We start from the raw sequence: 23939 nt of genomic DNA, 5'->3' as shown, positions 1-23939 counted from the left end.
TTGTTTGATGATTAGTTTAAATGACTTAAGAAAATTTAAAGCAGAAGGTCGCAAATTTTCCTGCCTGACTTGCTATGATGCAAGTATGGCAAAGGCAATGGAACTTGCTGAAATTGATACCATTTTAATTGGCGATTCACTAGGTATGGCGATACAAGGTCGTGATTCCACTTTGCCTGTTACAGTTGAAGATATGGCTTACCATACCGCAGCTGTACGCCGTGGTAATCAACATGCCTTAATCATGACCGATTTACCGTTTATGAGCTATGCCACCTTAAATGATGCTTTGCAAAGCTCAAAAGTAGTGATGCAAGCTGGTGCACAAATGGTCAAAGTTGAAGGTGGCGCATGGCTGGCTGAAACGGTTCAAGTTTTGACACGAAGCGGTATTCCTGTATGTGTACACTTAGGTTTGACCCCACAGTCTGTACATGTGTTTGGTGGCTATAAATTACAAGCACGTACACGTGAAGCGGCAGATCAACTGATTGCGGACTGCCAAGCGGTGGTTGATGCGGGTGCTGCGGTGCTGTTATTAGAGTGTGTGCCTGCGCAGCTCGGTAAAGAAATTAGTGAGTTGTTCCCACAAGTACCTGTCATTGGCATTGGTGCAGGTGTGGATACCGATGGTCAAGTCTTGGTGGTACAAGACATGCTTGGACTGACTTTTGGTCGTGTTGCAAAATTTGTGCGTAACTTTATGAAAGAACAAGCAGGGGAAACGGCGATTTTGGATGCGTTTAAGGCATATCATGCAGCGGTGCTAGATAGCTCATTCCCTGCGAAAGAACAAACATTCCAAGTCGAGCTGTAAAACATGAAAACTGAAACCACGATCCAAGGCCTATCAGCATCATTGAACCCTGCGCGAACGGCTCGAAAAAGTATTGGTTTCGTCCCGACCATGGGCAACTTGCATCAGGGGCATTTGAACCTTGTGCGTGAAGCGAAAAAACTCTGTGATGTGGTTGTAGTCAGCATTTTTGTGAATCCGATTCAATTTGGACCCAATGAAGATTTTGACAGTTACCCACGCACCTTGGAGCAAGATCAGCGCTTGTTGGCCGAGGTTGGTTGTGACATCGTGTTTGCACCATCGGTTGAGCAAATGTATGGCAACAGTCCACGTTTGACCAATATTACTGTTTCAGATATCACTAATGATTTGTGTGGTCTACAACGTCCAGGGCATTTTGATGGTGTCGCCGTTGTGGTGACGAAACTGTTCAATATTGTGCAACCTAATTTTGCTTTCTTTGGTGAAAAAGACTATCAACAGTTGGCTGTGATTCGTCAGTTTGTTCGTGATTTGAATATGCCGCTTGAAGTGATGGGTGTGGCAATTACACGTGCAGAAGATGGTTTGGCTTTAAGTTCCCGTAATGGTTATTTAAGCGAAGAAAACCGTCAAAAGGCACCGACCATTTATCAAAGCTTAAAAGCGGCAGAACAGTCACTACAAGCTGGTACCGCTTTAGCTGATGTGTTAACAAATATAAAGGCGACATTGACACAGGCTGGCTTTGTTGTGGATTATGTGGAAGCACGCACACCTGCATTGCAGAAATTGGATGCGTTTGACCAAGATGTGGTGCTTTTTGTTGCGGCAAAACTCGGGGCAACTCGTTTAATTGATAACTTGAAAGTGAAACATATTTAATCAAGCTCACCTCTCAAAGGATTAAGATGAAGCGCATTTTAATTGTTACAGGACAGTCTGGTTCAGGTAAATCCTCTGCATTACAAGTGTTGGAAGACCTCGGTTATTACTGTATTGATAATTTGCCTTTGGCCTTACTCCCAGAGATTGTTGCTAAGCTAGATCGGGAAAATAATCTTGAGCAGTTGGCGCTTGGTGTGGATGTACGCAGTACACGTGCAGATTTGCAAGAGTTCGACTTGGTGTTTGAACAATTGCAAAGGCATGGTACGGTCGATATTATTTATTTGACCACACGTGACCAAGAGCTGATTGCGCGCTTTAGTGCTTCACGTCGTCCGCATCCGCTGGCGACACGCTTTCAAAGTTTGAATCAGTGTATTCAAGAAGAAAAGACCCTTTTATTGCCGATTAATTTGCGCTCAACCGTGCATATTGATACCACCGATAAAAGTGTGCACGACTTAAAGCATACCTTGCTGTCAAAGTTGGGTCAGTCGGATAACCTGATTTTGATTTTGCAGTCTTTCGGCTTTAAACACGGTATCCCGTTGGATGCTGACTATGTGTTTGATGTTCGACATTTACCCAATCCCCATTGGGATTTAGAACTGCGGAAGTATTCAGGACTGGATGCTCCTGTGCAAAAATTTTTGGAACAAAGTGAGCAAACGCACGAAATGTTCCAAGATATTTATAAGTTTTTAGATAAATGGTTACCAGCTTTTGCTGAAGGGCATCGTCACTATATGACCGTGTCAATTGGTTGTACGGGTGGGCAGCATCGCTCTGTATATATTGTGGATAGACTAAAAAAAGCCCTTGAGGCAAAATGGTCTATTCAGGTCCTCCATCGAGAAATGAAGCACTGGGCATGATTGACACAACTGTTGACGTAATTAATAAACTAGGGTTACATGCGCGTGCATCTGGCAAGCTCATTGAAGTGACCACCAAATTCCGTTCTTCAATCCAAATTGGAAAAGGAGACAAATTGGTGGATGCCAAAAATATTATGTCCCTCCTGATGCTAGGCGCAGGAAAGGGCACCACTTTACGCTTGGTGCTTGAAGGCGCAGATGAAGAACAAGCTTTATCTGAGATTCAGGCACTATTTGCAGCAAAATTTTACGAGGCAGATTAATCGTGGCACGTCGACCGCATAGTTTTACTGAAGAAGACTTTGAATCTTTAGAAGGACGTGCAAGTAAAACTGAACAGAAAAAAGCCGTACAACGTATGGCGTCTTTGGGTTCTCAACTTGCAGAGTTGAACACTAAACAAATTCAAAACTTACCTGTTGAAGAGCGTTTGATTGAAGCCCTTTTGGATGTGAAACTAATTACATCAAATGAAGCTCGTCGTCGCCAATTTTTACGCATTGGGAAGTTGTTGCGTAATGAAGATGAAACGGTGATTTTGTCTTATTTGACACCGCAACAAGGCGCGAAAAAAACCGCTCAATTGCAGCGTTGGGTTGATCGTATGATCAAAGATGGTGATGTGGTCATTAATGAGTTTTCCAAAACCTATAATGCCGCGGAACGTCATACCATTCGTCAGCATGTATTGCGTATTCACCGTGATATGAAACAGCAGGCTGATGAAGAACAACTTAAAGCTTCGCGTTTGAAGTTGTTTAACTACATTCAGCAAGTGGCTTTAATTTCAGATAATTAAGTCATTTAGACATAAAAAAAGCAACCTTCAAGGTCGCTTTTTTATTTGAGAATATTTGCTTGTATAGGCTGCTGAATGTTTAGCTAAACTCGCCCGTTGCACGCTCTTTGGCCCAATCGCGTAGAACAAATTTTTGTAACTTGCCTGTCGACGTTTTTGGAATTTCTGTAATCACTACATCTTTCGGGACTTTAAAACGTGCCAGACGTTGCTTACAGAATTCAATGATTTCCTCAGGTGTGGTTTCTTTACCTGCTTTGAGTTCAATAAATGCGCATGGCACTTCTTGCCAGCGAGGATCGGGTTTTGCGACCACCGCAGCCGTTAAAATAGCAGGATGTTGATAGAGAATTTCTTCAACTTCTAGTGATGAAATATTCTCACCGCCAGAAATGATGACATCTTTAGAGCGGTCAGTAATTTTGGCATAGCCATCGGGTTGGCAGACTGCAAGATCGCCAGTATGAAACCAACCACCAGCAAAGGCTTCTGAGGTCGCTTCAGGGTTTTTGAGATAACCTTTCATCACAATGTTGCCACGGAACATAATTTCACCCATGGTCTGACCATCATGCGGGACAGGTTGCATGGTATCTGGATCCAGCACTTTCATACCGTCTTGCAGTGGGTACGGAACACCTTGGCGTGAGTGCAGTTGTGCTTGTTCTTGAATCGATAAGTCAGACCAACCCGCTTGAGACGCACAAAGCGCAGAAGGGCCATAGGTTTCAGTGAGGCCATAGACATGGGTGACATTGATGCCAATATGACGCATGCCTTCAATGATTGCAGCGGGAGGTGCAGCACCTGCCACCATCACTTCAACGCGATGCTCAAAGTGAACCCGTTGCTCTTCTGGAGTATTGATCAGCATCGATAATACAATTGGTGCACCGCAGAAATAATCGACTTTGTGTTCAGCGATGAGTTTAAAAATGAGTTCAGGGTCAATTTTACGTAAACAGATGTTGGTGCCGCCATTGGCGGCCATAGTCCATGCAAAGCACCAACCGTTGCAGTGAAACAGGGGTAGGGTCCACAAGTAGGTCGCACGAGGTGTCATGCCACAAGCAATGATGTTGCTGGCTGCATTGATATAAGCCCCGCGGTGATGATAGACCACCCCTTTCGGGTTACCTGTCGTTCCCGAGGTGTAATTTAGGCTAATGGCATCCCATTCATCTTGAGGTAAATGCCACTCAAAGTTTTCATCGCCTTCGGTTAACCAGTCTTCATACTCGATTTGACCAATCGGAGCTGCAAAACAGTTTTCGTACTCAGCATCATCTACATCAATCACAAAAATGTCGCGCTTGACCAAAGCCAAAGCCTCTTGTGCAACCGATGCAAACTCAGGATCGACCAAAAGGACTTTGGTTTCGGCATGTTCCAACATAAACGCAATGGTTTTCGCATCTAAGCGGGTATTCAGCGTATTTAGTACCGCACCTGTCATGGGTACTGCAAAATGTGCCTCGATCATTGCAGGGATGTTGGGTAATAGTACCGAGACGGTATCATTCTTAGTGATCCCTAGTTTTTGCAGTTGTGAAGCAAATTGGCGACAACGTTGATAAGTTTCACGCCATGAAATATGACGGTGGCCATGAATGATGGCATCTTGATGGGGATAAATATAGGCAGCTCGTTCTAAATAACGCAGCGGTGACAAAGCCACAAAGTTTGCGGGGGTTCTTGGTAGTTCATCATAAGCGCTGACCATGTTTATCACTCCAAATTCAGTATTATTTTTCCATTGCTTAAAAGATATGCATTTTTCAGCCATCTTGCATTTATGCTTTAGTCGAGTTGCGCTTTTTAGATGAATTTATTGAATTTTTTTGTTTAGTTTATCTAAACCGAATCTGTGGATTCTGTGCGATATAAGTGATTTTAGCCTATTTTATGAGCAATATGTATATGCTTGTGTTGCTGCATTGTTCAATAAAAAGTGACCGATACAGTCATTATAAAATGTAGCTATAAGGATTGCGGCACATCAACTCCCTCATTTTAGGGAGGCTAATGGATTGGCAAATGAATTCAAAATACGCCGAAACGTGAATTTTCTAGGGGAAAAGGTTTAATCCTGTGGATAACACGTGTAAAATTCGACTGATTTTATTTATCCACCGTTTTTATCTTTTGAGGTTTTACCTCGATCATAATCTCGCGGTGACATGCTCCATGGTACGGGGCATCACTCCTTAAGGATTTTTTATGCCAATTATCACTTTGCCAAATGGCGATCAAAAACAATTTGATCAAGCTGTATCTGTGATGGACGTTGCACTGAGCATCGGTCCGGGTCTTGCGAAAAATACAGTTGCAGGAAAAGTCGATGGTCGTTTAGTCGATGCATCTGACTTGATTACCACGGATGCCAGCCTTCAAATTATTACGCCTAAAGACGAAGAAGGTGTCGAAATCATTCGTCACTCTTGCGCTCACTTGGTGGGACATGCGGTTAAGCAATTGTTCCCTGAAGCGAAAATGGTGATTGGTCCTGTCATTGAAGATGGCTTCTATTACGATATTTTTAGCGCAAAGCCATTTACACCAGAAGACATGCTAGCCATTGAAGAGCGCATGAAAAAGCTCATCGATCAAGACTATGATGTCATCAAAAAAATGACACCACGTGATGAGGTGATTGCAGAATTCACAGCGCGTGGTGAAGATTATAAATTACGCTTGATTGCAGACATGCCTGAAGAAACAGAAATGGGCTTGTACTACCATCAAGATTATTTAGATATGTGCCGTGGTCCACACGTGCCAAATACTAAATTTTTAAAAGCATTCAAGTTGACTAAAATGTCAGGCGCTTACTGGCGTGGTGATGCGAAGAATGAACAACTTCAACGTATTTATGGTACTGCTTGGGCTGATAAAAAACAGTTAGCTGCATATATTAAACGTATTGAAGAAGCTGAAAAGCGTGACCATCGTAAAATTGGTAAAGCTTTAGACCTATTCCATATGCAAGAAGAAGCACCAGGTATGGTGTTCTGGCATCCAAACGGTTGGACCATTTATCAAGTACTTGAACAATACATGCGTAAAGTTCAGCAAGACAATGGTTACCTTGAAATTCGTACCCCACAAGTGGTTGATTTCACGCTTTGGGAAAAATCAGGCCATGCTGCAAACTATGCAGATGGTATGTTCACAACGCATTCAGAAAGCCGTAACTATGCAATTAAGCCGATGAACTGTCCTTGTCACGTACAAGTGTTCAACCAAGGTTTAAAGTCATACCGCGATTTGCCAATTCGTTTGGCTGAGTTTGGCTCATGTCACCGTAACGAACCATCAGGTTCATTACACGGCATTATGCGTGTTCGTGGCTTTACGCAAGATGATGCACACATTTTCTGTACCAAAGAGCAAATTGGTCAAGAAGTGGCTGACTTCATTCAACTGACTTTAGATGTGTATAAAGACTTCGGTTTCGAAGAAGTACAAATGAAGTTGTCTACACGTCCAGAAAAACGTGTGGGTGATGATGCACTTTGGGATATGGCTGAAAAATCTTTAGCAGATGCTTTAGATGCTGCTGGTTTGGAATGGGAACTTCAACCGGGTGAAGGCGCATTCTATGGTCCGAAAATTGAATTCTCACTGAAAGACTGCTTAGGCCGTGTATGGCAATGTGGTACAATCCAATGTGACTTCAATTTGCCAGAACGTTTAGATGCGTCATATGTCACTGAAGACAATGATCGTGATCAACCTGTAATGTTGCACCGTGCAATACTTGGCAGTTTTGAACGTTTTATTGGTATACTAATCGAACACTATGCGGGCTTTATGCCACCTTGGTTAACACCAATCCAAGCATGTGTGATGAACATTACCGACTCACAAGCGGAAGCATGTGAGTCAGTCGTCGCTAAACTTAAAGAAAACGGTCTCCGTGCGATTTCAGACTTGAGAAATGAGAAAATCGGCTTTAAGATTCGTGAACGTACATTAGAGCGTATTCCTTACTTACTGGTACTTGGGGACCGTGAGGTAGAGGAAGGTACAGTGAACGTGCGTACCCGCTCTGGAACAAATTTGGGTACTATGTCAATCGACGCTTTCGTTGACCTAGTAAAAGCAGCCGTTGCCGAACGCGGCCGGTACATTGTGGAGTAACAGCGATTAAACAGCCTGACCGTAATCAACAGGGCGGTAACAAATCAAACCGTCCTGCTTTGAATGATGAAATTCGTGCGAAAGAAGTCCGTCTTGTAGACGAAAATGGTGAGCAAAAAGGTATTGTTAGCTTGGCAGAAGCATTACGCGCTGCTGAAAGTGTTGAGCTTGATCTTGTTGAGATCGTAGCAAACGCTGAACCGCCTGTTTGTAAAATCATGGACTTCAACAAGCATTTGTTTGATCTAAAGCAAAAGCAGAAAGAAGCGAAGAAAAAACAGCATCAAGTACAGGTGAAAGAAATCAAACTCCGCCCGGGTACTGATGTTGGTGATTACAACGTAAAACTACGTGCAATCACTAAGTTCCTTGAAGAAGGCAACAAAGTAAAAATTACCCTTCGTTTCCGTGGTCGTGAAATGGCGCACCAACAGCTTGGTTTGGCTCAACTTCAAAAAGTTGAAGCAGATGTGGCTGACTTGGGCGTAGTTGAACAAGCACCGAAAATGGAAGGTCGTCAAATGGGTATGTTGCTTGGTCCTAAAAAGAAAAAGTAATGATCCATTGATCTTAAAAAAAGCACTGCCTATGCAGTGCTTTTTTTATTTTGTTGATTGACTATGCCGAAGTGTTTTCAGTTGTTAATTTCTTTTGTCCGATTGGAATTCGGCATGGCGCTTTTTCTTCTGGAACAATCCGTCGTAGCTGGATGGTGAGTAAACCATTTTCATAATTGGCCTCTTGTACTTCAATGTGTTCATCTAAACGTAAAGATAATTTAAATGAACGCTGTGTGATGCCTTTATGCAAGAACTCAGCATGATTGTCTTTGGTCTGATCAGCATGTTGACCTGAAATATTAAGTACCTGATTCTCTAAGTCAATCGCGAGCTCATCTTGGTTAAAACCAGTCGCAGCTACGACAATGCGGTAGTGATCATCACCGACTTTTTCAATATTGTACGCAGGATAATGTGGTGCTTCACTGAGCATTGCATGATCAAACAAATCGTTTAAACGGTCAAAGCCGATACTACGACGGAATAATGGCATTAAGCTTAAATTACTCATTGATAAAACCTCCACTATTAGGAAAATTTATATAAATAAGCAACCTATGCGACTCGATTAGCATGGTTGTCACAGCAATAATCGGTGTGGATGTTTGCTGTACTTTTAATATTTGGATGCTCTACGAAATTTCAATATTAAAAAATAAGATTTTTTTTAAAATTCTCTTTGGTTGATAATTATTCTATTTATATGAAGCTAGTCATGCATATTTTAAGATTTCAATTTCAGTTTAACCTAATGTTTCTAGGCTGGAATCATGTTATAAACAGTATCAAACCTCGACAATATGAACTAAAACGAGAAAAGTAACAGGATAACCACATGATCGATTTGTACTATTGGGGAACACCCAACGGACATAAAATTAGTATCGCATTAGAAGAGATGGGTTTGGAGTATCAAGTCTTTCCCATCAATATTTTAGAAAATGATCAGTTTCAACCCGACTTTCTACGCATTTCGCCTAACAATAAAATCCCTGCGATTGTGGATCAAGATGGTCCTAAAGGTGAAGCCATTTCTGTGTTTGAGTCAGGGGCAATTTTGCAGTATTTAGGGCGTAAAACAGGGCAGTTTTATCCAAGCGATGAACAGTCTCGTGTTGAAGTTGAGCAGTGGTTGATGTGGCAAATGGGTGGCTTTGGCCCAATGCTTGGACAGAACCATCACTTTAGTAAATTTGCTCCCGAACGTATTGCGTATGCAACTGAACGCTATGTCAATGAAACCAAGCGCTTGTATGCTGTACTAGACAAGCAACTTTTTGGTCAAAACTATGTAGCTGGAGAGTATTCGATAGCGGATATGGCAATTTTCCCATGGATTTTGCGTTATGAGTGGCAGCAAATTGACATAAATGACTACCCAAATGTGAAGGCTTATATGGAGCGTATTCAAGCGCGTCTTGCAGTTCAGCGTGCGTTGGCGCTTCAAGTTAATTAGTTACAGAAGCGCTGACTTGAACTGTGTTAAGCTTAGCGCCTTCAAGGTATAAGCCATTCTTTAAAGCCACCGATGGGTGGCTTTTTTGTTGAAAGGTTGTTTGGACATTAGTGTAATGAAAAAAGAGTTTTTCCTCAATTTAACCCGTATTATTGAAGCGAATCCAAAAATCTATCTCAGTATTATTGTGGGGATTGCAGGATGTTTGGTGCTATTTGTAGCTGAAGCGGTACACATTCAAAAAATCATTGAACTGCTGAATACCAAAGATCAGGTGGTACTCCGAGCTGCAATTGAACCGATTGCCGATAAATATTCATGGTCACGTTGGTCTTTGTTGATTCTGGCATTGATCTGGTCAAGTTTTGCCTATAGCTCAACCAAGAAAAAGCTGGGTTTAAAATCATAAAATGATGTGGGCCTTAGGACTACTTTTCCTTTCTGCTTTTGGGGCAGCGACACTGCTACCCTTGCAGTCAGAGGCTGTCTTGGTGGGATTGTTGGCTCAGACGCAGTATCCAGTATGGTTGTTGGTAGCTGTTGCCAGTCTAGGCAATATTCTAGGTAGCTGTGTGAATTGGTGGCTCGGCTTGAAAGTTGAGCAATACAAAAACAAAAAATGGTTTCCCGTCTCAGAGCAAAAGATGTTGCAGGCGCAGGGCATTTATCAAAAATATGGTTTTTGGTCTTTATTGCTCAGTTGGGTGCCCATCATTGGTGATCCAATTACCCTCATTGCAGGATTACTCAAAGAAAACTTTGTTCGTTTTGTCGTGATGGTGAGTATTGCGAAAGTCGGACGCTATCTTTTTGTGTATTGGATGTTTAGTCAGTTCTAATTAATTTTTAAGTACTGAGAGCAGCTGGCCATATGCTTATATTTGGTGAATGGGTTCAAAGTTGATATAGAGATGACACGAGTGAGTGAAAACTCGTGTCATGTTAAATTTTAACGACAAGCATTCAGATCGAATTCAATCGCATCTTTAAATTTAGATTTTTTATAGAGCCACAGTGTGCTTGCTGTGCGTTTAACACTGACTTTGCTATTTGCAACGGCTTGTAAAACTTGTTGATCAAGCTGGTAAATACCTGAACCTTTGGTAATTTTGGGCTTCTTGATGTTGCCGTGTTTATCGGCTTTAAAGCTAAATTTAATTTGACGGTCATGACCATTCAACTGCGATGATTCTAGTGCAAGCGTAGGTTGAGCCTGATATTGAAAAGGCACTTTTTGCTGCTGTTGTTGCGCACGCCAGTTCTTCGAGTCAAAGCTATAGTTGCATGCTTCGGCATCATCTGCGGTTAAGTTTAAATTAAAAACTTGATAACCAATGACGGCTAAAGCGGTGTCGTCCTCCATAAACGGTTTTACTTTGGCTTGAAGCACAGCATTCACCAGCTTTTCATCCAAAGCTTTGAGTCCAGTCGTTTCTTGGACTGTCGCTTTGGTTACATCACCTGTTTCATCCGCATACACACGAATAATCGCTGCACGGTTTTGTTGGTTTAAATCACTATTTTTATATTGGGGTTTGGGAAAATCTACCCATTGAATACGCGTGGTCAAATGCGCCGATTGAGCTGAACTTTTTTGAATAGTGAGTTCTAATGGTGGCTGAGCTGCATGACTTAGATGAAAGGGCAGTGTAGATAATGCGAGCAAGAAGAGTGGTTTCATATGATCGATTTCTTTTATAACGCATCCAGTGCGCATGACTTAAATAATTGCTGCGAGTATTTCCTGAATTAGAAAGACTCGCAAGTTATATTGTTAAATTAAAACTATTTTTGCTCGGCTTGGGTGATGTCTACACCAAATAAGTCTTTGGTTTTAGCCCAACTCAGTACGACCACCAAGAGTGTCATGCTGCCGCCAAAAACTGTTGCAATCACAGGGCCTAGATATTTTGCTGCAAGACCTGACTCAAATGCCCCCAGTTCATTGCTACTCGACACAAACATGCCATTTACCGCTGCAACACGGCCTCGCATATTCTCAGGAGGATAAATTTGTAAAATAGTCTGACGAATTACCACTGAAATACTGTCACATGCACCCGTCATCGCAAGAGCAAATAAAGACAGCCAGAGGTAATTTGAGTAAGCGAACAATAAGGTGAATAGGCCAAAACCTGCAACAGCAAGCAGCATATTGCGCCATGCATGTCGGGTGGGCGGAAAACGTGTCAGTGCAATCATGGTAATGAGTGCACCAATCGATGGCGCTGCCCGTAAATAGCCCAATCCTTCAGGCCCAATTTTCAAAATATCTTCAGCAAATATCGGGAGTAAAGCAATCACACCGCCGAACAGCACCGAGACTAAGTCGAGTGAGATGGCCCAGAGGACGATTTTAGTTTTAGCAATGAAGCGGAAACCTTCACCTAGACTTTGTAGTACACGTTCCGTTTCTATTTTAGGAAAAGTGCGTTTGCTTAAAAGATTGACGAGTAAGAAACATAGGCTGAGCAGTACCGCCACACTGATGAAACTGGTTTCACGGCCTAAAAACGCCAGCATAAATCCACCGAGCATCGGGCCAATAATCACCCCACTTTGCCAACCAATGGTGGTCCATGTGGCACCATTGGCATAAAGTTCCCGAGGAATTAAAAAAGGTTTGAGTGATGTTGCGGATGGATTGTAGAAACCTCGAATCGTTCCAAGGCCAAAAATCACGGCATAAACACCCCATGACAGGGTGGAGAGTTCAATGTGCTTTAAGCCATAAGCATGAAATAACCCCCATAAAACCAAGGGCAGAGGAATGGCAAAGAATAAGCAGATTTTCATGATGGTTTGCTTATTAAAGCGATCGGCAAAATAACCGCCCCATAAGGAGAGCGCAATAAAGGGGATTGCTTCTGCCAGACCAATCAAGCCTAGAGTGAGAGGATCTTTGGTAATTTTATACAAAGAATACGCCACAATAATTTCCTGAATTAAAATGGCAAGCGTCAGGCAAAATTGATTGAGTGTAACAATAGAGAAATCTCGGTATCGGAGTGCGGCAAAAGCATCCTGTGTAGCGTTCATAAGGGTACAGTATGGAATGGATGAGGCATTATACGACTTGGACTAAACCTCGGTTATAAATTCATCGCTTAAAGCTTATCGGGAAATAAACTAAGCTTGCTTTTATTGTTGATTATTTGCTTTTGTTTTAGACAAAGTTCGATTAGAATATTCGCTCCCTTACCTGCAGGTCGTTTTGCAATGGTGCAAACGTTCCGAACAGGTGTTCAAAAGAGGTTGTTATGCCTAAGATGAAAACTCGCCGTGGTGCAGCTAAGCGTTTTAAAGCTACTGCTAACGGTTTCAAGCGTAAACAAGCGTTCAAACGCCACATTTTGACCAAAAAATCTGCTAAGCGTATTCGTCAATTACGCGGCTGTGTAATGGTTCACGTGAGTGACGTTGCTTCAGTTCGTCGTATGTGCCCATACATCTAAGGAGATTATAAATGGCTCGTGTAAAACGTGGTGTACAGGCTCATCGCCGTCATAAAAAAATTCTTGCTCGTGCTAAAGGTTACTACGGCGCTCGTTCACGCGTATATCGCGTAGCGTTCCAAGCAGTAATCAAAGCGGGTCAATACGCTTACCGTGACCGTCGTCAGAAAAAACGTCAATTCCGTGCTCTATGGATTGCGCGTATTAATGCTGGTGCTCGTCTAAATGGTTTATCGTACAGCCGTATGATCGCTGGCTTGAAAAAAGCACAAGTAATCATCGACCGTCGCGTACTTGCTGACATCGCTATGCATGATGCAGTTGCATTTGCTGCTATCGCTGAAAAAGCGAAAAGCGCATTAGCTGCTTAATCATCGTAGATGATTCAAAAAAAGACCGCTTTTAGCGGTCTTTTTTATGGCCGATTATTTTTTGAATCAAATTTTTTATGGGTCAAAGGAGAGACTGTGATACAACCATAATTACATATGATAAGAAAGACCACGTCAACGTTAGGTTAGTACAATGAAAAGAATCAATGTTGTAGGAACCTCTGCCACGGGAAAATCTATATTTTCCAGAGCTTTGGCTGAAAAGTTAGATTTGCACTATATCGAGTTGGATAATCTATTTTGGCTGGATGACTGGCAAGAATGTCCCGATGAGGTGTTCTTTGCCAAGATTGAGTCAGAAGTACAAAAGGCGACACAGGGCTATGTGATCGATGGTAACTATACCCGCGCCATTCCTGTGAAATGGGCGGAAATTGATACTGTCATTTGGTTGGACTTACCGTTTCCAGTCAACCTGTACCGTTCTGTAAAGCGTGCGGTTCAGCGGGCATGGGCACAACAGGATTTATGGGAAAACTCGAATAATCGGGAAAGCTTGCTGCGGATGTTTGGTCGGGATTCGATTATTTGGTGGATGATTAAAACGCATGCTAAAAACCGACAGAAATACTTAAAAATGATGCAGATGCCTGAATATCAACATATACAGTGGATTCATTTAAAGACACCAAAACAGGTGAGTCGCTTTTTAAATCAGTTGGCTGTTGAAAAGCATAGCGTTTAAATAAAAAAATATCAGTGCATACTCAGTGATCAAGATGAACCTTTAAGCTTTAGTTACATAAATCTGCTTTAATCTCAAAGGTGGCCGATGCCTAATAAATAAAAAGACTAAAAGAAAAGGAGCTGGATATGCTTGCAGAAATTACTGGGATGGGACAGGGAAGTATCACGGTGGAATTACAAATGATTCCCAGAAAAGGTGAGTCAGTCAAAATTATGTATGGACCTGATGCGGAGCTCGAAGGTGAGGTTGTTTCGGTTAATCATTATATTAATCAACATGCCAATCAGCATAAGGTGCAAATCAAAATCCGGCCTTTCAATCTTCTTATTACCGCCTGAAGAAATTGAAACCATAAAAAAGCGCTCTTTGAGAGGAGCGCTTTGATATATCTCTAATCGCTTATAAGCCAAAATAATAGCCAACTACACAAATCAAAATCGTAATCACGATTAAAGCAAATACCCCGGTTTTCCCTGATTTATGGTGTGTTTCATGAGGCTTGCTCTCTATCGCACTTAATTTAGGTGTTGAATGATTGCGAGCATCCAGTGGTGTAGTCGTGTCTTTGGGTGTGAGCTGCGCGGTTTGATAGTGATTGGCCACTTTCACAATAAACTTGGTACTTAAATCATCAATCTTTTGCTCAAAATGACGTAAGTTCAATTGCTCATCTGGCGTGAGCACTTGGCCTTCTGCATTGTAAGGATGTTGAATCTTAGTCTGGATAAATGCAGATAGCGCATCTAAACGATACAGCGTTTGATGTGCATAATCAGCAGTATAGTCTGTTGGTAAAAGAGCGAGACGGTGGGCTTCATCTGTGGCCTCTTGTTGTCCATAGTAAGGTAAGTTCACCGCCTTGGGCTCTACTAAACCTTGTGCAAATAGCGCACTAAACAGTTCTTGTTCGGTAAAATTTTCGATTTCATCCCATTTCGGCGTTTGTAAATCCGCTTCAATGCGTTTGCTGAGTTTGTGATTCAGTTCAAAACGCCATAAATTTTCGCTACGGATTGAGCTTTGTTGTGCTTTTGGAATTATAAAATCGTGTTCAGCGCTGTACCACTCAGCCAGTTCTTTACCGAAAATCCAAGCTGTTTTTTGCTGTGCTTGATGGCTCACAATAATATGTGGTGTAGCGAGGAGTTCAACATTTGGGTTAGGGTTCTTTTCATCTGCTAGCAATGTTGAGCTATGCAGACTGAGCTGTTTGACCCCTTGTTTTTTTAAGGCTTCAAGCCACACTTGAAAATGCTGAGCCAGTAAATGTTGGCTATTCAGATCACGAAACTGAAAGCAATGTCGGTCAAAAATGGCATGTTCTAACCAACGTTGGAAACTTAGGTTGTGGCGTAAATATTCATTGCCATAAGTAACTAAAGTAAGTTGTTGTTGCCAAATAGGATCAAGCGACATCGTTTGTTGTTCTCTTCTGTGATGGTGCTATCTTAACCTGTTTATAAAACCATGTACTAAACAAATTTTACTGATCGTAGAGCTTCATCAACGTGCTTAAAAACTGATAGAATATGGGGTTTTATTAATTTTATAAATTGTTGCTTTGAGAGTTACTATGTCACTGGAAGCCCTGACCACTGAAGCGCTTGCTGCGATTGCAGCAGCAGAGGACCTTGCTACACTCGATCAAGTACGAGTGCAGTTTACGGGTAAGAAAAGCCAGCTCGCTGAGCAATCAAAAGCTTTAGGTAAAATGGACCCTGAAGAGCGTAAAAATTTTGGTGCGCAAATTCATGCAGTCCGCGAAGCGATTACCGGTGCTTTAACTGAACGCCAAACACAATTACAACAAGCAGCGTTGGCGCAAAAACTTGCAAGTGAAACGGTGGATATTACTTTACCGGGTCGTGGTCAAACGATTGGTAGTATTCACCCCGTTACTCAAGTGCAAGAGCGTATTTGTCAGTTCTTTACCAAAGCGGGTTTTGTGATTGAAACTGGTCCTGAAGTTGAAGATGACTATCACAACTTTGAAGCTTTAAATATTCCAGGGCATCACCCTGCGCGTGCAATGCACGATACATTCTATTTCGATGCGACACATTTGCTACGTACCCATACTTCGGGTGTGCAGATTCGTACTATGGAAACCCAGCAACCCCCGATTCGTATTGTGTGCCCAGGTCGTGTATACCGCTGTGACTCTGACCAAACGCATTCGCCAATGTTCCATCAAATTGAAGGTTTGTATGTAGCTGAAAATACTAGCTTTGCAGAACTGAAAGGTTTATTGGTCAATCTATTAAACGAATTCTTTGAAAAAGACTTAAAAGTGCGTTTCCGTCCATCTTATTTCCCATTCACAGAGCCAAGTGCTGAAGTGGATATTATGGATGAGCGTGGTAAATGGTTAGAAGTGCTTGGTTGTGGCATGGTACATCCAAATGTCTTACAGGCAGCAGGAATTGATCCTGAAAAATACAAAGGCTTTGCTTTCGGTCTAGGTGTGGAACGTTTTGCGATGCTTCGTTATGGCATCAATGACTTACGTATGTTCTATCAAAACGATGTGCGTTTCTTACGCCAATTTACTTAATAGTTTAAACAGTTATTTTAGAATTATTGAAATCCCCCTAAATCCCCCTTCATAAAGGGGGACTGGTCTACCTAAAACGGTGGTGTGTTTTCCTCTCTTTAAAAGAGGGGTTAGGGGAGATTAAGGACATTGAATTTATGAAAATTAGCGAAAATTGGTTGCGTACATGGGTTAACCCAGCCGTTGATAGCAATACTTTATCTGACCAACTGACCATGCTAGGTTTAGAGGTCGATGATTTATCGCCTGCGGCAAAACCGTTCACTGGCGTGGTTGTTGGTGAAGTGTTGACTGTAGAGCAGCATCCCGATGCAGACCGTTTACGTGTGACCACGGTGAGTATTGGTTTGGGTGAACCTTTACAAATTGTTTGTGGTGCACCAAACGTACGAGTCGGTATGAAAGTCCCTGTGGCAACCATTGGTGCTGTGCTTCCAGGTGATTTCAAAATCAAGAAAGGCAAACTTCGTGGCATTGAATCACAAGGTATGTTGTGTGGTGCATCTGAAATTGATCTAGAAGATAAAATTGATGGCCTTTTAGAGCTGCCAGTTGATGCACCTGTCGGTGTGGATATTCGTGAATACTTACAGCTTGATGATCATGTGATTGACATCAGCATCACGCCAAACCGTGGTGACTGTTTCAGTATTCGTGGTATTGCCCGTGAAATTGGTGTGATTAACCAACTGACTGTAGCTGCACCTGAAATTAACGCCGTTGCTGCGACCATTGCCGATGAGAAAAAAGTCGTGGTGAGCACTGAAGGATGCCCACGCTATTTAGGTCGTGTGATTAAAAATGTGAATACCAAAGCAGCAACCCCAGAGTGGATGGAACGCGCTTTGGTTCGCTCAGGGATTCGTCAGCACAGTATTTTGGTTGATATTACCAACTATGTACTGATGGAGTTGGGTCAACCACTCCATGCTTTTGATGCAGCAAAAATTCAAGGTTCAGTCCAAGTTCGTCAAGCGAATACGGCGGAGAAATTGGTTCTACTGAATGAACAAGAAGTTGAGCTCAATGAAAAAGTCATGGTGATTGCGGATGATGAAAAAGCATTGGCGATTGCAGGCATCATGGGTGGCTTGTCTTCATCTGTTACCGATGAAACCCAAGAGATTTTCTTAGAGTCTGCATTCTTTGCTCCATTAGCCATTGCAGGTCGTGCCCGTAGCTTTGGTTTGCATACCGATGCATCACAGCGTTATGAGCGTGGCGTGGATTTTGAACTGCCAATGCTCGCGATGCACCGCGCATCACAATTGATTGCTGAATTGGCGGGTGGCGAGTTCGGTCCGATTACGACTGCGGAACAAGCGACTGTTTTGCCAAAGCGTGAAGCGATTGAGCTAGAACAAGCACAAGTGGACCAATTGCTTGGTTATCGCGTAGATGCTGCATTTATTGCGGATGCATTAACCCGTTTAGGTTGTGCTGTGACGGTTAAAGCAGAAGGTCAGTGGTCTGTAGTACCACCTTCACACCGTTATGACATGGCAATCTACCAAGACCTGATTGAAGAAGTCGCACGTATTCATGGTTATGACAACATTCAAATCAGTTTGCCAAAAATTGAAGCGCAATTAGCTCAATATCAAGACCAATTTGAAATGACTCAGCTGCGTCAAACTCTCGTGACTTTGGGTTATCAAGAAGCAATTAGCTTTAGCTTTGCAGATTTAAAGCTTGAGAAGCAACTCAATGCGGCTGTGAATCCTTTGGCTTTGGCTAACCCAATTTCAAGCGATTTAGCGGTGATGCGTTCAACACTGCTTTCTAGTTTGATTCCGTGTGTGCAATACAATGTAAACCGCCAACAAAGCCGTGTACGTTTCTTTGAACTAGGTTTACGTTTTGACTATCAAGACGCTGAATCTATTCATGATTTGAAACAAATTCCTACCCTTGCAGTGATCGCAACAGGTGCAAAAACTTCAGAAACTTGGCATGCTAAACCTCAAGCTATGGATTTCTTTGATTTCAAAGGTGAAATTGAAGAAGTATTGGCAGCAGGTCGTGTGCAAGTAGACTATGTTCGTTCTGAGCGTAGCTGGTTACATCCAGGACAGTCTGCTGAGATTTTAGTCGATGGCCAATCTATTGGTTACTTTGGTCGATTACATCCATCTTTAGAAGATGCACTGGATTTGAGCACAACTTGGGTGGCTGAACTTGATCAATCGGCTGTTTTGCAAACTTATGTATCTAATTTTACAGAATTATCACGTTTTCCGTCGGTTAGACGTGATATTGCGCTTTTAATTAGTGATAAGATAAATGTAAGTGAAATTCAGCAACTTATCGAAAAAACAGGTGGTGAGCTTTTAGACTCGACTTGGTTGTTCGATGTGTACACTGGGCAAGGCGTTGAAGACGGTAAGCGCTCATTGGCATTTGCACTTCTTTGGCAACACCCATCACGTACGCTTGAAGATGCTGAAATTAAATCCGGTATGGATCATATTTTACAAGTGTTGGAAAACACTTATCAGGCGACATTGAGGGCTTCATGACAGCATTAACAAAAGCGGAAATGGCTGACCATCTAAGTGAGCTCACGAGTTTAAACCGTCGTGAAGCTAAGCAAATGGTCGAGTTGTTCTTTGACGAGATTAGCCAAGCGCTAATCTCTGGTGAACAAGTTAAACTTTCTGGTTTCGGTAACTTCGAGTTGCGTGATAAACGTCAACGTCCAGGTCGTAACCCGAAAACGGGTGAAGAAATTCCGATTTCTGCACGCCGTGTAGTAACCTTCCGCGCAGGGCAGAAATTCCGCCAGCGTGTGGGAAATGAGCAGATCGATTGATCTGCTTTTTTTTGCTTAGAATTTTTGGTGATCGTTTGGCTGATTCAATTCTTGCCAAATAATGGAACGTCATTTTTTGATAAATTTTGAGCATAAAAAAAGAGAGCCAAGGGCTCTCTTTTTCTGACTAATCTCTAAGAGATTAGTGAGCTTTAGCTTCAGAAGCAGCAGCAGTAGCAACTTCAGAAGCAGCAGCAGTAGCTTCAGAAGCAGCAACAGTAGCTTCAGAAGCAGCAGCAGCAGCGTCTACAGCAACTTCAGAAGCAGCTTGAACAGCTTCAGATGCAGCAGCAACTTCAGATGCAGCAGCAGCAGCAGGAGCTTCTTCTTTCTTAGCACAGCCAACGAAAGCTAAAGTAGTAGCAACTGCAGCAGCAATAGCGATTTTTTTGAATAACATGGCATCACTCTCTAAAATATGAGATTAAAAAAAACCGACGTTAGTCTGTTGTGTGCTTTTATTGTTCCTAATTTTGCTAGGGACTAACAATGCAGGAGCAGCCTAACTGGTCTGCAAATATGCTATCACTGCGCATTTTGAATTGCTACTAGCTGGGATCAAAAAAGTGATAAAAAAGGTCTAAAAACAGGGCTTTTTTAACAGAAAATAACAATCAATGATGAGGTTTGTATTGGAGAAGTGCTGAATAAACATTTAAAAAGATGAAGGTTTTTTATTTCAAATTTTTGTTTATCAAAAACTTGCAAATAAGTTTACAGAGAATCGGGTGAAATGTTGCTTTGTGTAAGCTAAGTCAACCAAATAAAAAGGCTGTCGTTAAGACAGCCTTTTTAGATGAAGCAGGTCGAATTAGCTGGTCGCTTTACGCTTCATTTGATCAAAGAAATCATCATTGGTTTTGGTTTCTTTCATGCGATCAAGTAGGAATTCCATTGCTGCGAGTTCATCTTGGGTATGAAGTAACTTACGTAAAATCCAAACCTTACGTAGATTGTCTTCAGACATTAGACGCTCTTCGCGACGGGTGCCAGACTTTTTGATGTTCATCGCAGGGAAGACACGTTTTTCCGCAATACGGCGATCCAGTGTAATTTCTTGGTTACCTGTACCTTTAAATTCTTCGTAGATCACTTCATCCATTTTGCTGCCTGTTTCAATTAGGGCTGTAGAAATGATGGTTAGTGAGCCGCCTTCTTCAATGTTACGTGCTGCACCGAAGAAACGCTTAGGACGTTCTAGTGCATGTGCATCCACACCACCAGTTAAAACCTTACCAGATGAAGGCACAACCGTGTTGTAAGCACGTGCTAAACGGGTAATGGAGTCGAGAAGAATCACAACATCTTTCTTGTGCTCAACCAAACGTTTTGCTTTTTCAATCACCATTTCAGCAACTTGAACGTGACGAGCAGGAGATTCATCAAACGTTGACGCAATAACTTCACCACGAACTGTACGTTCCATTTCGGTCACTTCTTCAGGGCGTTCGTCAATGAGAAGCACGATCAGGAAGCACTCAGGGTTGTTGCGCACAATCGACTGAGCGATGTTTTGTAACAACATGGTTTTACCCGCTTTTGGCGGTGCTACGATAATTGAACGTTGGCCTTTACCGATAGGTGCAACCAAGTCAACTACACGTGCAGTTAAATCTTCTGTCGTCCCGTTACCAAGTTCCATCACCAATTGCTCAGTTGGGAAAAGTGGTGTTAAGTTTTCAAACAAGATTTTGTTACGTGAGTTTTCTGGCGTGTCGTAGTTAATTTGGTTAACTTTTAACAGTGCAAAATAACGTTCGCCTTCTTTGGGTGGGCGAATGGTTCCCGTAATGGTGTCACCAGTACGTAGATTGAAACGACGAATTTGAGATGGGCTAACATAAATGTCATCTGGGCCTGCAAGGTAAGAACCCGCTGCAGAGCGTAAGAAGCCGAAGCCATCTGACAGAATTTCCAAAACGCCATCCCCAAAGATCTCTTCGCCATTCATCGCATGGCGCTTTAAGATGGCAAAAATAATGTCTTGCTTACGGTTACGAGCCATTCCTTCGAGGCCCATAAATTCAGCAATTTTGATGAGTTCGCCAATCGGTTTTTTCTTGAGTTCGGTTAAATTCATAGGAGGTCAGATAAGAATCAAAAATTCTAAATTACAGGATGAAAAGGAAGCAACATTTAGCCGCAGACATGCAATGAAGTAACGCAATTGTATTTGAACTATAACAATTCAGAGGACTGATTCATTGTTTGAAGAGAAACGTGTCAAAACAATTTGTATTGCCGAGCGGCGATCTTATGTGTTGTGTCTTTTAAGAAAATGACAGGATTGAATAATCCTTTATCTCTTGATCATGCAATATAAGAGAGAAAGACAGACTTGTCAATTTATAGCCGAAAAAAATACGCTGTTGTTTAGACAGCGTATTTCATTTTCAATCTAAACGGCTGCTTAAATGTTTTCTTCAATGAAAGCAGTCAATTTCGATTTTGGTGCAGCGCCCACTTGTTGAGCAACAACTTCACCATTTTTGAACATAAGTAATGCAGGAATGTTACGGATGTTATAGTTCACAGCCGTTGCTTCGCAAGAAGTCACGTCAACTTTAACAATCTTCACTTTACCTTCGTATTCGTTCGCCAATACTTCTAATACAGGTGCAATTGCTTTACATGGCGCACACCAGCCTGCCCAGAAGTCAACAAGCACAGGAACGTCTGATTGAAGTACATCAGCGTCGAAGTTTGTATCAGTTGTATTTACGATATTGCCAGACATGGATAGCTCCAGTTTCAATTTTTGGATAGTTTTATGGCTAATAGTATGTCATAGCCTGCTATCACTGAGTAGATGGATTACTAAATTTTCAACCTTTAGTTTGAATTTGTCTAATTGAAGCTCACGATGTTACTGATCGTGTAACACAATTGTCATATATGCCGAAATTTTAAAAGCTCGTCAATTTCTGACCATAAATGGCTTTTAAATTGCATGGAGGTGAATTAATCTAAGCACAATTCTGTATAGGTTTATATTAAATCATGTCTGATTTTTTGATTGATGAAGAGTTACTTGCTGCCATCGATATGGGGTCGAACAGCTTCCACTTGGCGATTGCGCGAGTGGACCATGGCGAAGTGAAAAAAGTTGCGTCAATGTCAGAAAAAGTACAGTTAGCAGCGGGTTTAGATGAAAATAAAAACTTAACAGAAGCTGCACAGCAGCGCGGTTTGGCCTGTTTATCTCGCTTTGTCGGACGCTTAGGTTCGGTTCAGCCGAATCGTTTAAGAATTGTGGCGACCAATGCGCTACGCCAAGCCAAAAATGGCCATGAATTTATTCAAAAAGCGGCAGAAATTTTGCCGAAGCACATCGAAATTATTGCAGGTCGTGAAGAGGCTCGTCTGATTTATTTAGGTGTATCTCATACCATGGTAAACAGTGGACGCCGTCTTGTGATTGATATTGGTGGGGGGTCGACAGAGCTGATTATTGGTGAAGAATTTGAGCCCATTCATACCGAATCTTTACAAATGGGCTGTGTAGCATTTACAAAAGCCTTCTTTGTCGACGGTGAAATTAACCAAAAAAGTTTTGATAAAGCTGTGGTAGCAGCGCGTAAGGAGCTGTCTGGTATTGCCAATACCTATAAAGAAGCGGGTTGGGATACGGTGGTCGGTTCGAGTGGAACCATCAAAGCGTGTCGTCAAATTACCGTGAATATGGGTTGGAGTAATGAAAAAGAAGAACTCACCCGTGACGGTTTAGATAAGCTCAAAGAAAAATTGCTCAAATATAAACATGTCGCTGAGATGGAATTTGATGGCCTAAAAGAAGACCGTCGAGCAGTTTTGCCAGCCGGAATCGCTATACTTTATGCCATTTTCGATGTACTTGAACTGGATAAACTGGTGTATTCAGATGGTGCCCTACGCGAAGGGGTGATGTATGACTTGCTGGGACGTTTTCAACATGAAGATATTCGAGATCGTTCTGTACAAGCATTAATGGGCCGTTATAACGCCGATCCAAAACAAGCTGAACGGGTCGTGAACATGGCTCAGCATTTGTTTGATGGTGTGGCGGATTCGCTAAAATTAACCACAGAAGACAGTGATTTACTGCGTCGAGCGGCTTATCTGCATGAAATTGGTTTAGCGATTAGCCATGCGGGCTACCATCGTCATGGTGCATATTTATTGCAACATTCTGACATTGCGGGATTCTCGCAAATTGATCAAAACCATCTATCACATTTGGTGGCCCATCACCGTCGTAAGCTGCGTAGTGACGCGCGTGTCGATGTGATGAAAGTCGGCGGCAACAAATTAGTCTATCTGTGTTTGTTACTTCGCCTCGCAGTTTTACTGAATCATAGTCGTAGCGATCAGATGCTTCCTGCCATTGAATTAACAGTAGGCAATGCGCAACAATGGCAGCTGAGTGTTTCTGGTAATGCCGCGCAATGGCCTTTGCTGGTTGCAGACTTGCATGATGAGCAAGCGCAATTTAAGCATTGGGATGTTGAGCTGGATATCCAATCAGAACAATTTGTCGATGAATAAATTGGTCAATTA

The 23939-nt window shown here is 42.2% G+C and carries 26 protein-coding genes; 18 read left to right on the top strand and 8 right to left on the bottom strand.

Going from position 1 to position 23939, the window contains the following annotated elements:
- Positions 1-7: 7 nt before the first annotated feature.
- From panB to yjgA, 5 genes are read left to right on the top strand one after another with little or no spacing between them, the layout of a single operon-like run.
- Positions 8-817, top strand: coding sequence for a 3-methyl-2-oxobutanoate hydroxymethyltransferase (gene panB, locus RR876_RS08350; RefSeq protein WP_332477273.1), 810 nt, complete (start codon positions 8-10; stop codon positions 815-817).
- 3 nt (positions 818-820) lie between these two features.
- Positions 821-1663, top strand: coding sequence for a pantoate--beta-alanine ligase (gene panC, locus RR876_RS08345; protein ID WP_332477274.1), 843 nt, complete (start codon positions 821-823; stop codon positions 1661-1663).
- A gap of 26 nt (positions 1664-1689) precedes the next feature.
- Entirely contained in the window at positions 1690-2541 is an 852-nt protein-coding gene (gene rapZ / locus RR876_RS08340) for an RNase adapter RapZ (protein WP_004692298.1), read from the top strand.
- On the top strand, positions 2538-2807 hold the full coding sequence (locus RR876_RS08335; protein WP_010325935.1) for an HPr family phosphocarrier protein: 270 nt from the start codon (positions 2538-2540) through the stop codon (positions 2805-2807). The genes rapZ and RR876_RS08335 overlap by 4 nt, the downstream gene beginning before the upstream one ends.
- Before the next feature lie 2 nt (positions 2808-2809).
- Positions 2810-3343 carry a ribosome biogenesis factor YjgA gene (yjgA, locus tag RR876_RS08330; protein ID WP_005400753.1) on the top strand — a complete coding sequence of 178 codons (534 nt, stop codon included), beginning with the start codon at positions 2810-2812 and terminating at the stop codon, positions 3341-3343.
- A gap of 79 nt (positions 3344-3422) precedes the next feature.
- Here the strand turns inward: yjgA and RR876_RS08325 are convergent, their stop codons facing one another.
- Positions 3423-5066 carry an acyl-CoA synthetase gene (locus RR876_RS08325; RefSeq protein WP_332477275.1) on the bottom strand — a complete coding sequence of 548 codons (1644 nt, stop codon included), beginning with the start codon at positions 5064-5066 and terminating at the stop codon, positions 3423-3425.
- A gap of 497 nt (positions 5067-5563) precedes the next feature.
- On the opposite strand from RR876_RS08325, the gene thrS reads away from it, so the two are divergent.
- On the top strand, positions 5564-7486 hold the full coding sequence (gene thrS, locus RR876_RS08320; RefSeq protein ID WP_114392468.1) for a threonine--tRNA ligase: 1923 nt from the start codon (positions 5564-5566) through the stop codon (positions 7484-7486).
- A 5-nt stretch (positions 7487-7491) separates the two neighbouring features.
- Entirely contained in the window at positions 7492-8043 is a 552-nt protein-coding gene (infC, locus tag RR876_RS08315) for a translation initiation factor IF-3 (RefSeq protein WP_078425166.1), read from the top strand.
- A gap of 61 nt (positions 8044-8104) precedes the next feature.
- Here infC and RR876_RS08310 read toward each other — a convergent pair whose 3' ends face one another.
- On the bottom strand, positions 8105-8557 hold the full coding sequence (locus tag RR876_RS08310) for an Hsp20 family protein (RefSeq protein ID WP_004692288.1): 453 nt from the start codon (positions 8555-8557) through the stop codon (positions 8105-8107).
- A 324-nt stretch (positions 8558-8881) separates the two neighbouring features.
- On the opposite strand from RR876_RS08310, the gene RR876_RS08305 reads away from it, so the two are divergent.
- The 3 genes from RR876_RS08305 to RR876_RS08295 all read left to right on the top strand — a co-directional run bounded on the left by RR876_RS08305 (position 8882) and on the right by RR876_RS08295 (position 10341).
- Positions 8882-9502, top strand: a complete 621-nt coding sequence (locus RR876_RS08305; protein ID WP_332477276.1) for a glutathione S-transferase N-terminal domain-containing protein — start codon at positions 8882-8884, stop codon at positions 9500-9502.
- Positions 9503-9617: 115 nt separating this feature from the next.
- On the top strand, positions 9618-9911 hold the full coding sequence (locus tag RR876_RS08300; protein ID WP_114836810.1) for a hypothetical protein: 294 nt from the start codon (positions 9618-9620) through the stop codon (positions 9909-9911).
- A gap of 1 nt (position 9912) precedes the next feature.
- Positions 9913-10341 (top strand): YqaA family protein, encoded by a 429-nt coding sequence (locus RR876_RS08295; RefSeq protein WP_332477277.1) that lies wholly within the window; start codon positions 9913-9915, stop codon positions 10339-10341.
- A 110-nt stretch (positions 10342-10451) separates the two neighbouring features.
- Here RR876_RS08295 and RR876_RS08290 read toward each other — a convergent pair whose 3' ends face one another.
- Entirely contained in the window at positions 10452-11183 is a 732-nt protein-coding gene (locus tag RR876_RS08290; RefSeq protein ID WP_332477278.1) for a TonB-dependent receptor, read from the bottom strand.
- 104 nt (positions 11184-11287) lie between these two features.
- Positions 11288-12541 carry an MFS transporter gene (locus RR876_RS08285; protein WP_332477279.1) on the bottom strand — a complete coding sequence of 418 codons (1254 nt, stop codon included), beginning with the start codon at positions 12539-12541 and terminating at the stop codon, positions 11288-11290.
- Positions 12542-12762: 221 nt separating this feature from the next.
- Between RR876_RS08285 and rpmI the strand changes: the two genes are divergently transcribed.
- The 4 genes from rpmI to RR876_RS08265 all read left to right on the top strand — a co-directional run bounded on the left by rpmI (position 12763) and on the right by RR876_RS08265 (position 14375).
- Positions 12763-12957 (top strand): 50S ribosomal protein L35, encoded by a 195-nt coding sequence (rpmI, locus tag RR876_RS08280; protein ID WP_004278281.1) that lies wholly within the window; start codon positions 12763-12765, stop codon positions 12955-12957.
- An 11-nt stretch (positions 12958-12968) separates the two neighbouring features.
- Positions 12969-13328: a 50S ribosomal protein L20 gene (gene rplT / locus RR876_RS08275; RefSeq protein ID WP_151837196.1), complete on the top strand. Its 360-nt coding sequence runs from the start codon at positions 12969-12971 to the stop codon at positions 13326-13328.
- Positions 13329-13482: 154 nt separating this feature from the next.
- On the top strand, positions 13483-14034 hold the full coding sequence (locus tag RR876_RS08270; RefSeq protein WP_332477280.1) for an adenylate kinase: 552 nt from the start codon (positions 13483-13485) through the stop codon (positions 14032-14034).
- A gap of 128 nt (positions 14035-14162) precedes the next feature.
- Positions 14163-14375: a hypothetical protein gene (locus RR876_RS08265; protein WP_004692273.1), complete on the top strand. Its 213-nt coding sequence runs from the start codon at positions 14163-14165 to the stop codon at positions 14373-14375.
- Between the two features lie 61 nt (positions 14376-14436).
- Here the strand turns inward: RR876_RS08265 and RR876_RS08260 are convergent, their stop codons facing one another.
- Positions 14437-15453, bottom strand: coding sequence for a hypothetical protein (locus RR876_RS08260; protein WP_332477281.1), 1017 nt, complete (start codon positions 15451-15453; stop codon positions 14437-14439).
- Between the two features lie 157 nt (positions 15454-15610).
- Here RR876_RS08260 and pheS point away from each other — a divergent pair, with 157 nt between their 5' ends.
- The 3 genes from pheS (at position 15611) to RR876_RS08245 (ending at position 19403) form a co-directional block, all read left to right on the top strand.
- Entirely contained in the window at positions 15611-16591 is a 981-nt protein-coding gene (pheS, locus tag RR876_RS08255; protein WP_332477282.1) for a phenylalanine--tRNA ligase subunit alpha, read from the top strand.
- Positions 16592-16728: 137 nt separating this feature from the next.
- Positions 16729-19110, top strand: coding sequence for a phenylalanine--tRNA ligase subunit beta (pheT, locus tag RR876_RS08250; RefSeq protein ID WP_332477283.1), 2382 nt, complete (start codon positions 16729-16731; stop codon positions 19108-19110).
- Entirely contained in the window at positions 19107-19403 is a 297-nt protein-coding gene (locus tag RR876_RS08245; RefSeq protein WP_004649746.1) for an integration host factor subunit alpha, read from the top strand. The genes pheT and RR876_RS08245 overlap by 4 nt, the downstream gene beginning before the upstream one ends.
- Before the next feature lie 142 nt (positions 19404-19545).
- Here the strand turns inward: RR876_RS08245 and RR876_RS08240 are convergent, their stop codons facing one another.
- From RR876_RS08240 to trxA, 3 genes are all read right to left on the bottom strand, one after another.
- Positions 19546-19803 carry a hypothetical protein gene (locus RR876_RS08240; protein ID WP_087011554.1) on the bottom strand — a complete coding sequence of 86 codons (258 nt, stop codon included), beginning with the start codon at positions 19801-19803 and terminating at the stop codon, positions 19546-19548.
- Between the two features lie 411 nt (positions 19804-20214).
- On the bottom strand, positions 20215-21483 hold the full coding sequence (gene rho, locus RR876_RS08235; protein WP_004692266.1) for a transcription termination factor Rho: 1269 nt from the start codon (positions 21481-21483) through the stop codon (positions 20215-20217).
- A gap of 330 nt (positions 21484-21813) precedes the next feature.
- Positions 21814-22140 carry a thioredoxin gene (trxA, locus tag RR876_RS08230; protein ID WP_004692264.1) on the bottom strand — a complete coding sequence of 109 codons (327 nt, stop codon included), beginning with the start codon at positions 22138-22140 and terminating at the stop codon, positions 21814-21816.
- A gap of 263 nt (positions 22141-22403) precedes the next feature.
- Between trxA and ppx the strand changes: the two genes are divergently transcribed.
- Positions 22404-23927 (top strand): exopolyphosphatase, encoded by a 1524-nt coding sequence (gene ppx / locus RR876_RS08225; RefSeq protein WP_004692262.1) that lies wholly within the window; start codon positions 22404-22406, stop codon positions 23925-23927.
- The last annotated feature ends 12 nt before the right edge of the window (positions 23928-23939 follow it).

Origin of the sequence: Acinetobacter sp., from assembly GCF_036666595.1 — a bacterium.
Classification (GTDB): domain Bacteria; phylum Pseudomonadota; class Gammaproteobacteria; order Pseudomonadales; family Moraxellaceae; genus Acinetobacter.
Note: the sequence above shows the minus strand (reverse complement) of the source record. Positions and strands in the feature narration are given on the sequence as shown.

Coding starts and splice junctions, on each gene's coding strand:
- rho (WP_004692266.1), bottom strand. CDS start 21,483: ATGAATTTAACCGAACTCAAGAAAAAACCGATTGGCGAACTCATCAAA.
- RR876_RS08300 (WP_114836810.1), top strand. CDS start 9,618: ATGAAAAAAGAGTTTTTCCTCAATTTAACCCGTATTATTGAAGCGAAT.
- RR876_RS08240 (WP_087011554.1), bottom strand. CDS start 19,803: ATGTTATTCAAAAAAATCGCTATTGCTGCTGCAGTTGCTACTACTTTA.
- pheS (WP_332477282.1), top strand. CDS start 15,611: ATGTCACTGGAAGCCCTGACCACTGAAGCGCTTGCTGCGATTGCAGCA.
- panB (WP_332477273.1), top strand. CDS start 8: ATGATTAGTTTAAATGACTTAAGAAAATTTAAAGCAGAAGGTCGCAAA.
- rpmI (WP_004278281.1), top strand. CDS start 12,763: ATGCCTAAGATGAAAACTCGCCGTGGTGCAGCTAAGCGTTTTAAAGCT.
- RR876_RS08260 (WP_332477281.1), bottom strand. CDS start 15,453: ATGTCGCTTGATCCTATTTGGCAACAACAACTTACTTTAGTTACTTAT.
- RR876_RS08265 (WP_004692273.1), top strand. CDS start 14,163: ATGCTTGCAGAAATTACTGGGATGGGACAGGGAAGTATCACGGTGGAA.
- RR876_RS08310 (WP_004692288.1), bottom strand. CDS start 8,557: ATGAGTAATTTAAGCTTAATGCCATTATTCCGTCGTAGTATCGGCTTT.
- pheT (WP_332477283.1), top strand. CDS start 16,729: ATGAAAATTAGCGAAAATTGGTTGCGTACATGGGTTAACCCAGCCGTT.
- RR876_RS08290 (WP_332477278.1), bottom strand. CDS start 11,183: ATGAAACCACTCTTCTTGCTCGCATTATCTACACTGCCCTTTCATCTA.
- RR876_RS08325 (WP_332477275.1), bottom strand. CDS start 5,066: ATGGTCAGCGCTTATGATGAACTACCAAGAACCCCCGCAAACTTTGTG.
- trxA (WP_004692264.1), bottom strand. CDS start 22,140: ATGTCTGGCAATATCGTAAATACAACTGATACAAACTTCGACGCTGAT.
- rapZ (WP_004692298.1), top strand. CDS start 1,690: ATGAAGCGCATTTTAATTGTTACAGGACAGTCTGGTTCAGGTAAATCC.
- RR876_RS08305 (WP_332477276.1), top strand. CDS start 8,882: ATGATCGATTTGTACTATTGGGGAACACCCAACGGACATAAAATTAGT.
- RR876_RS08335 (WP_010325935.1), top strand. CDS start 2,538: ATGATTGACACAACTGTTGACGTAATTAATAAACTAGGGTTACATGCG.
- RR876_RS08270 (WP_332477280.1), top strand. CDS start 13,483: ATGAAAAGAATCAATGTTGTAGGAACCTCTGCCACGGGAAAATCTATA.
- rplT (WP_151837196.1), top strand. CDS start 12,969: ATGGCTCGTGTAAAACGTGGTGTACAGGCTCATCGCCGTCATAAAAAA.
- RR876_RS08285 (WP_332477279.1), bottom strand. CDS start 12,541: ATGAACGCTACACAGGATGCTTTTGCCGCACTCCGATACCGAGATTTC.
- ppx (WP_004692262.1), top strand. CDS start 22,404: ATGTCTGATTTTTTGATTGATGAAGAGTTACTTGCTGCCATCGATATG.
- RR876_RS08295 (WP_332477277.1), top strand. CDS start 9,913: ATGATGTGGGCCTTAGGACTACTTTTCCTTTCTGCTTTTGGGGCAGCG.
- panC (WP_332477274.1), top strand. CDS start 821: ATGAAAACTGAAACCACGATCCAAGGCCTATCAGCATCATTGAACCCT.
- RR876_RS08245 (WP_004649746.1), top strand. CDS start 19,107: ATGACAGCATTAACAAAAGCGGAAATGGCTGACCATCTAAGTGAGCTC.
- thrS (WP_114392468.1), top strand. CDS start 5,564: ATGCCAATTATCACTTTGCCAAATGGCGATCAAAAACAATTTGATCAA.